The organism is Xenorhabdus littoralis (assembly GCF_033949345.1).
Taxonomy (GTDB): domain Bacteria; phylum Pseudomonadota; class Gammaproteobacteria; order Enterobacterales; family Enterobacteriaceae; genus Xenorhabdus; species Xenorhabdus littoralis.
In genome coordinates, this window is sequence record NZ_VCDP01000003.1 from 26,991 (window position 1) to 35,007 (window position 8,017).

7 protein-coding genes are annotated in these 8,017 nt (G+C 38.3%); 4 read left to right on the forward strand and 3 right to left on the reverse strand.

Annotation, left to right across the window (positions count from 1 at the left end; genetic code table 11):
* Positions 1-10 precede the first annotated feature (10 nt).
* Positions 11-508 (reverse strand): hypothetical protein, encoded by a 498-nt coding sequence (locus FE394_RS00910; RefSeq protein WP_319924530.1) that lies wholly within the window; start codon positions 506-508, stop codon positions 11-13.
* A complete protein-coding gene (locus FE394_RS00915) occupies positions 505-2,112 on the reverse strand; it encodes an AMP-binding protein (RefSeq protein WP_319924531.1) in 1,608 nt (535 codons plus the stop codon). The genes FE394_RS00910 and FE394_RS00915 overlap by 4 nt, the downstream gene beginning before the upstream one ends.
* A gap of 267 nt (positions 2,113-2,379) precedes the next feature.
* Here FE394_RS00915 and FE394_RS00920 point away from each other — a divergent pair, with 267 nt between their 5' ends.
* The 3 genes from FE394_RS00920 to FE394_RS00930 all read left to right on the forward strand — a co-directional run bounded on the left by FE394_RS00920 (position 2,380) and on the right by FE394_RS00930 (position 5,084).
* The gene (locus tag FE394_RS00920; RefSeq protein ID WP_319924532.1) at positions 2,380-3,120 is read left to right on the forward strand and encodes an SDR family NAD(P)-dependent oxidoreductase; all 741 of its coding nucleotides are present in this window, start codon (positions 2,380-2,382) and stop codon (positions 3,118-3,120) included.
* Positions 3,121-3,261: 141 nt separating this feature from the next.
* The gene (locus FE394_RS00925) at positions 3,262-3,924 is read left to right on the forward strand and encodes an epoxyqueuosine reductase QueH (RefSeq protein WP_319924533.1); all 663 of its coding nucleotides are present in this window, start codon (positions 3,262-3,264) and stop codon (positions 3,922-3,924) included.
* Between the two features lie 167 nt (positions 3,925-4,091).
* Positions 4,092-5,084 carry an alpha/beta hydrolase family protein gene (locus FE394_RS00930; protein WP_319924534.1) on the forward strand — a complete coding sequence of 331 codons (993 nt, stop codon included), beginning with the start codon at positions 4,092-4,094 and terminating at the stop codon, positions 5,082-5,084.
* 197 nt (positions 5,085-5,281) lie between these two features.
* Here the strand turns inward: FE394_RS00930 and FE394_RS00935 are convergent, their stop codons facing one another.
* Positions 5,282-6,097, reverse strand: a complete 816-nt coding sequence (locus FE394_RS00935; RefSeq protein ID WP_319924535.1) for a helix-turn-helix transcriptional regulator — start codon at positions 6,095-6,097, stop codon at positions 5,282-5,284.
* A 1,335-nt stretch (positions 6,098-7,432) separates the two neighbouring features.
* Between FE394_RS00935 and FE394_RS00940 the strand changes: the two genes are divergently transcribed.
* Positions 7,433-7,933, forward strand: a complete 501-nt coding sequence (locus tag FE394_RS00940; protein ID WP_319924536.1) for a bactofilin family protein — start codon at positions 7,433-7,435, stop codon at positions 7,931-7,933.
* The last annotated feature ends 84 nt before the right edge of the window (positions 7,934-8,017 follow it).

Consider the following 8,017-nt stretch of genomic DNA (forward strand, 5'->3'; position numbering starts at 1 on the left):
TAATGCATATTTATTTAATGCATAGAGTTAAATTCTCATAAAGAGGCTTGTTTCCATCCAATTTCAGATAAAATTGTGGGGCAACAAAATTGTATTTTTCACGCAGATAATCCAATGATATTTTGGGTGTTTCAATCACTTTGATAATTGGGATGGCTAAACCAAAATCTTTTTCTTCGAAGTAATCGAAAACAGACTGACCATTGCCGGGGATAGCTTTTTCAGCAATGTCTGCAATATATCTGGCTGTTCCGGGGATAGGTTCACCAAGTAACATTGCTCCTTTTATTGCTTTTACAGGGGTTGTGACATAGACAAAAGCAAAGGTGTTTTTTCTTCTGAATCTGCGGCGGAATTCATATTTCTTTTCACCGGACAGAACTTTTTTCCATGCGTTATCATGTAAACTTAAAACAATATAATCTTCTTGTTTGATGTTATATTTTTGAGTAGTTTCCAGCATAAATCTGACCTCTCCATGAGCATTTATTTTATTTTCTGAATTCAATTTCTGACTCGTTTTCTCAATTGATCTTTTATAATTTTCCCATTGGCATTTCTGGGTAGGGTTAAAAAAGTATAGCCTTTTGGCCGTTTATACCGTGCCACTACTGTGCAAATATAATCATCTAACTCTCGTTCAGTCACCTGTTTATTTTCGTCAAACTCTATAAAGGCATGAGGGACTTCTCCCCAATAAGAGTCAGGTTTTGCTACAATAGCGGCGGCTAAAACACCGGGATAATTTGACAGGACGTTTTCCAGTTCAAGACTGGAAATATTCTCACCTCCAGAAATAATAATATCTTTTTTTCTGTCGATGATATTGATATAGCCGTCAGGATCAACAACCGCTAAATCACCGGTATAAAACCATTGGCTGGTCGTATCTTGCGTGACATAACGTTCAGGATCATAAGCCGCCACGATATTTCCCCGAATGGCGATTTCTCCGATTGTCTTACCATCAAAGGGAACTTCTGATTGGCTATTTTCATCGATAACACTAACTTGCCCTTGTAAATTCGAGACGATCCCTTGGCGCATCCTTTTTAAGATTTTTTCGGATTGCGGCAGATCTTTCCACTCATGCTTATCCTCACAAACAACAACCGGCCCATAAGTTTCCGTTAAACCATAAACATGTGTTGCTGTGATGCCGGCAGCATCCAGCAGGGAAAACATCATTTCCGTTGGCGGGGCTCCGGCAATAAGACCGTAAACACGACCACCAAAGTGTTTACCGTATTTTTGTGCCGTTTTCCCCAAGGAATAGTGAACAACCGGAGCACCGCAATAGTGAGTGACGTTATGTTTGAGCATAAGTTGTGTCGCGTCTTCTGCATCAAATTTTCTCATGCAGACGTGTGTGCCAGCCCGTGCCGCAATGGTCCACGGGAAACACCAACCATTGCAGTGAAACATGGGAAGAGTCCATAAATAAGTGGGATGCCTGGGCATATCCCAATCTAAAATATTAGAAATGGCATTAAGAAAAGCACCGCGATGGGAATAAACGACCAGTTTAGGTTGTCCGCTGGTGCCGGAAGTTGAATTAATGCTGATCGCATCCTGTTCATCTATTTGAACAAATGACAAAGTCTTTGAGGAGGATTCGTGTATCAGTGATTCATAAGGCAGAAATTCATGTTCAGGTGTGGATATTAAAATAGTTGAATTATCATTATCAACAATAATTATTTTAGTCATATTATCAAAGTGGATATTATCCAATAAAGAGAGGTAACTTTTATCAATAAATAGTATTTTGGGGCTGAGTTTCTCAAAGATAAAAGTTAATGTTGCCGCATCTGTCCGAGTACTCAGGGCGTTGAGAACCCCGCCTGCCAGAGGAACAGCAAAATGCAGTTCAAGTAATTCATGGACATTGGGCAAAATCGCAGATACCACGCTTCCTTTCTGAATTCCCATTTGTTGAAGTGAGATGGCAATGCTTTCGCAGCGCTTGGCATATTGACGCCAAGTCCAATGATCTTTTCCATCTATAATTGCAATGCCATCCCCATTGCTTAATACGGCTCTTTTGAGAAATAAAATCGGTGATAATGCTGAGCCATCATATTCATTTAAGAATGAATTACCAAGAGTCATATTTTTCACCTCACATTGTTATATTCTTTAAAAATAATAGGTGACAAAAGAATAATCAATGTTAAGTTAATGTTAATTTCCTTATTTTATAATACATGGAGAAGAAAGTTGGATTGAGTGGTATTTTATTTTTTTTGATACACTAAATTTATTTATTGGACTTGTATAAATAACTGTTTGAAAATAAATTAAAACATTCGATTTAAGCTAATAAAAAAGCCCTATTCACCCATAAAAAACTATCTACCCATATAAAGAGAAATATCTATGTTTAATTTAGCAGGAAAAATTGCCTTTATCTCAGGAGGAACCAAAGGTATTGGTAAGGGTATTGCCAAAGTATTAAAACAAGCGGGTGCTACCACTATTATCGCTGGTACTGATCAGGCAAGGGGGGAATCCATTGCCAAAGAGCTGGAAGTTGATTTTATTCCCCTTGATGTCACAGATCAGTCTGCATGCAAAAGCGTGATTGACAGAATTGTTGAAAAGTATGGCAGGCTCGATATTCTTTGCTCTAATGCGGGTATTTTTCCACAACATTCCCTTAAAGACATGACCGCTGAAGATTGGGATTTAGTGCACTCCGTCAACCTTAAAGGAACATTTTTCTTAGTGCAGGCGGCATTGAATGTCATGGAAAAACAACGTTACGGACGGGTTGTCATCACCTCATCGATAACCGGGGAAATAACGGGTCTTTCAGGTTACAGTCACTATGGCGCCAGCAAAGCGGGACAATTGGGTTTCATGCGTAGTGCGGCACTGGAATATGCGGAACAGGGGATTACTATTAATGCTGTGATGCCGGGAATGATCATGACTGAAGGGTTACTGGAATTTGGTGATGATTTCCTCAACAACGCTAAAGAGATAACCCCAATGCGGGAACTGGGTATGCCAGAAGATATCGGTTACACTGCCTGTTTCCTCGCTTCCGACGAGGCAAAATATATCACCGGGCAGACAATTGTCGTTGATGGTGGGCAAGTTCTGCCAGAAGTATAGGGAGCCTGATAATACTCTTCAGACTTTTGCAAAGATTGTCGTAAGGCAGAAGAACAGGGTAAAATGTTTATCCAATAAACACAGGAAGGGGCTTATGTTCTCTTCCTGATTTTTTATTGTCTGAATCAGGTAAAGGTTATTATGTCACTGAACTATGAACGTAATCCGCTTCCACTGCCAGACGGACACAATAAAGTGCTGCTGCACTCATGTTGTGCGCCATGTTCTGGAGAAGTGATGGAAGCAATGTTGGCTTCTGGTATTGATTTCACGATATTTTTCTATAACCCGAATATCCATCCCCTAAAAGAATATGAACTGCGCAAAGATGAAAATATTCGTTTTGCGGAACAGATGGGCATCCCTTTCATTGACGCTGATTACGACCGTGATAATTGGTTTGAACGTGCGAAAGGAATGGAAAATGAGCCTGAACGTGGCATTCGTTGCACAATGTGTTTTGACATGCGTTTCGAGCGAACTGCACTCTATGCGCATGAACATGGTTTTCCGGTGATTACCAGCTCGCTCGGTATTTCACGTTGGAAAAACATGCAGCAGATTAACGAATGTGGTGTTCGCTCAGCTTCCCATTATCCTGATGTAACGTACTGGGAATATAATTGGCGTAAAGGGGGCGGCTCTTCCCGCATGATAGAAATCAGTAAACGTGAAGAGTTCTATCAGCAGGAATATTGTGGTTGTATTTATTCCCTCAGGGATAGCAATCGACATCGTCTGGCAACTGGCCGTGAAAGAATAAAACTGGGTACAGTCTTTTATAGCGTGGATAGCGAGAAGTAAGGGCAAGGAGTAAAGGCGAGAAATAAGGGCAGGAAGTAAGAACAAAAAGTAAAATAGCAGATCGCATTGATTTTTCGTGATATTTCAAAAATCCTTAATACGATAAAAAATTCACGAAAACTCAATGCGTTGACAGGGAAATAAAAGAATCTATTAAGGTCATTTTTATGCAGAAAATTTTTAGTCGATTTAAATTTACTCTCATTATATGTAGTTTTTTACTCGTTGCGTGTAATGAAGAGAGCTACAGTTTTGATTTACGTGAAGATAGTTATGCAGAGGCTCATACCAAATTTAAAACTAATATCGTTGATGATAGTTTCGTTGGTGATGGAGAACCTGCAATTCCGCCGGAAGATATTTTTTCATTGGTGCATTACCCTGCTGAAGATGGAAATATGGCTGCATTTCTCAGCGCCCCGCCACCGGATAATGGTAAGAAATATCCCGCTGTCATTTGGCTGATTGGTGGATATGGTGGTATTGGCAATGATGATTTCTTCTGGTCTGAACGCCCTTATGAGAATGATCAATCGGGATCAGCATTCAGACGTGACGGGATGGTCTTGATGATCCCAAGCTTCCGTGGCGAAAATGTTAATCCCGGCCGTTATGAGATGTTCTATGGTGAGATTCGTGATATTGAATCTTCCCGGCAATATCTGGCCAAACTTCCTTATGTAGACCCAGAACGAATCTATTTAGTAGGACACAGCACTGGCGGAACTCGTGCGTTACTGGCTAGTGAATATACGAAAGGGTTTAGGGCTGTTTTCTCGATAGGGGGAATTCCTGATCTGGGTTTACGCCTTGAATACGGAACTATTCCGGTTGCAGTACCATTTGATCAAAATAATCCAAAAGAATTCGAATTGCGTTCTCCGCGTACATTTTTGACCTCAATAAAATCGCCAACTTTTTATTTTGAGGGAGAAAAGTCATATTGGGAGGAGTTTGATGAAATCAAGATGATCGCTGAAAAGAAAGGCATTCCATTACAGATTTATTCTATTGCAAATGGTGATCATTTTAATATTATCTCACCTCTGACCAACATGATTGCAGAAAAAATACTGAATGATACAGATAAGAAAACGAATATTCGTTTTAATAAACAGGATATTACCAACATTCAGGATGAACTCTCGCATATAGATTGATATCCCCCTCGTCTTTCAAGATACAGCAGGACGGAAAGGACGCACATCCCCAGAAGCATAGTTAATGCTATATTTATAACTATGTAACTGGGGTGAATGAATGTAACCAACAAAGCCGCAATCTGAGAGATTGCCATAAAACCGGATGACCTTGATTTATGGGTTATCACGTTAAAAGAAATCAGTAAGATGAATTGCTAATCTTTGCCATATCTGGCCCGGTTAGGTGTACAGCTAAAACGTCGGCGATAACTCTGGGTAAAATAGGATTGGCTGGAAAAACCCGATTCCAGTGAAATATCGGCAATACTCCTTTCGCTGTTCAGTAATAACTGGTGTGCATACAGAATACGCTGCTCACTTATCCAAGCTTTGGGAGAAGTGCCGTACACACTGTTAAAAAGTTCCTTAAAAGAAGTTAACCCCATCCCGAACTCACGTGCAAAGTCATTCAGTCTCCATTCTTTGAGATAGTGGGCTTCCATAAATGTTTGCAGGCGTTCTACCTGACGATTGCTTAATTTCCGTAATATAGACATTAGCAATGCTCCCTGCTGACCGAGGGAAAGCAACAACAGCAATTCTTCAACCCTTAACTGAATTACCGCAGGAGGATAATCATGAGCCAATAAGTTGGCCAGCCCACGAATACTTTCTGTCAGCAAGGGAAATTGATTAAAAGGAATCAGCCTATAAGCAGGAAAATCTTGCCGTTCTATTTTACTCAGTAATGGCCCGAAACGTTTTAAAAAACTGCGTAGAAACTCCATATGTAATGGCAACCATAATACCTGACAAACGCCGGTATTGGTTCTGGCAGCATAACTTCCGGGATGGGTAAAAAGGATCTCATTCGATGTGATGTGATAAGTATTAACGCAATCTTTCCATACCATTTCGCCATCGAGTAAAATATACAGCCCTCTCTGTTTATGTTCCAGAATATTGAAGTCTGGTATGTCTAATTGGAGAGTGCAAATACTCTTTTGATTTATGTCCGTCGTCCTTTTCATTTAACACTCCTAATTTTCCGTATCATGAGTAATCATTTTTTTTGATGAGTACATGATGTATTTATTTTATTAATTAATAGATGTTGTGAAAACTTTCCCTGGTGGCCTACGATTGTGTTGATAAAAATGTATGCGAATAAAAGAGCATTGAAAGATTGTGATGGATCATGCATAACATCAATTAAATCACTGTTTATATTATATAGCCAAATGGATATTTGTGTTAGGTTTAAGTGCAAAAAGTTGTGGTGTTAATTTATTTTCTATGTCATTTTTCGCAATGAAAAATAAGTTGTTTAAAGTTTGTTTGTTTTTTATCTTGTATTATTTTATTTTTATGTTAGGTGCAAAAGAGAGCATTTTTTACTATAATGACTGGCGAATGCTGATGCCTTAGTCTATTGAGTTACCTGCATTTATGATTTCTATATTATAGAATAATACAAAAGGTATTATTTTTTAATCTATTGATTTTACGTATTTTTTGTATTTGTTAAATAAATCAAAAGATCACTGTTTACATTTATTTAATAAATATCAGGTCGTGAAGGTTAATAGGTGGTTTTTAAAAACCATTTCATACATTTTTAACTCATTGATTTTTGCTTTGTGATTAAAGTTAACAAAATGGACGATGTTGATGTTTTTAATAGCCGACCCGATCTATTATAGTTTTTACATATATCTTTATTAAAATAGTTAACATTAAAACACTATTTAACCGGTGTTTACTCAGTATTTATGATTTTTAAAAATCAATCATGTTTTCCCAACGATAAGAAATATTTCTATGTCAGAATGCTATTTTTTTTGATCTATATCAAAAGTATAATTTTTGTATCTTCGCGGCAATATTTCATTCTGATTTACGTAATATTAATGTTAGGTGAGTTAAAAATAATCTAAGTTTTATGATTATGATTTTTTTAGGGGCTTTTTTCGTTCGTTCAGTTAACACCTTCAGTTAACACCGGATGGCTAAACTTAAATAACGACGTTATCCATGTAATAACGCTATAAATCTCTTTGTTATGACGCGCTAGATTATTTTTTATACTGTTATAATTCGACGATGTGTTTCTACCGCCTTTCCCCCATTACCTGCTGAGGCATATTCATAGATATATTTGCTGATGAAAGATAAGAAAAAACCACAAAAACGAGAAAGATATGAAAAAGTATCGTTTTTCAGATAACGCTTTTTTATACAGTATATGGCTTCTCTGGGGTATTGCCTTAGGGTTATATCTTTATGACCATCATATTAGTTGCACCATAACAGCAATTTTATCTTTTTTAGCTTTAGTATTTTACTTCACGAAAATGAAATTGAGAATGAAAGCTATGTTTGGAAAAAAAACTGAGGCACCTGTTGCCAGCTCTACTACACCAATCACCTCCATTCAGTCTGAAGAGAAAAAAACACCCAGTGTTGAAGCTCGTCCCAACACCATCGTCGCCAAAAATTCAGTATTCAAGGGCGATATTGAGATGGAAGGTGATATCCAGATCTGGGGTAAAGTTATTGGCAATATTCGCGTAAAAGGTGGTGCTATTCGTATTATGCATGCCGGAAAAGCGGAAGGTGAGCTTAATGCTCCTGAAATCATTATTGATGGTCATGTTGAAGGAACATGTTGTGCGGAAACTCTGGATATTCTCGAACATGGAGAATTACGGGGCATCAGCCGTTGCGGAAGTATGTCTATCCGACGCGGCGGATTATTCGTCGGTCAGTCTGAACAGGTCGAGAATAAGAAAAAACCAGAAGTGGAACGAGTTATTGCCATCAAAGACAATCAAGGAGATAGGTTAAAAGCTAAAAACAGCGCCTGATATTCGCTCGTAAGATAAAATTGGCTATCTTGCTGCCGGGAAAACAAATATGATTTTCCGGCAGTTTTTATTTATGGCTTTAGC

Coding starts and splice junctions, on each gene's coding strand:
- FE394_RS00915 (WP_319924531.1), bottom strand. CDS start 2,112: ATGACTCTTGGTAATTCATTCTTAAATGAATATGATGGCTCAGCATTA.
- FE394_RS00920 (WP_319924532.1), top strand. CDS start 2,380: ATGTTTAATTTAGCAGGAAAAATTGCCTTTATCTCAGGAGGAACCAAA.
- FE394_RS00925 (WP_319924533.1), top strand. CDS start 3,262: ATGTCACTGAACTATGAACGTAATCCGCTTCCACTGCCAGACGGACAC.
- FE394_RS00930 (WP_319924534.1), top strand. CDS start 4,092: ATGCAGAAAATTTTTAGTCGATTTAAATTTACTCTCATTATATGTAGT.
- FE394_RS00935 (WP_319924535.1), bottom strand. CDS start 6,097: ATGAAAAGGACGACGGACATAAATCAAAAGAGTATTTGCACTCTCCAA.
- FE394_RS00940 (WP_319924536.1), top strand. CDS start 7,433: ATGAAAGCTATGTTTGGAAAAAAAACTGAGGCACCTGTTGCCAGCTCT.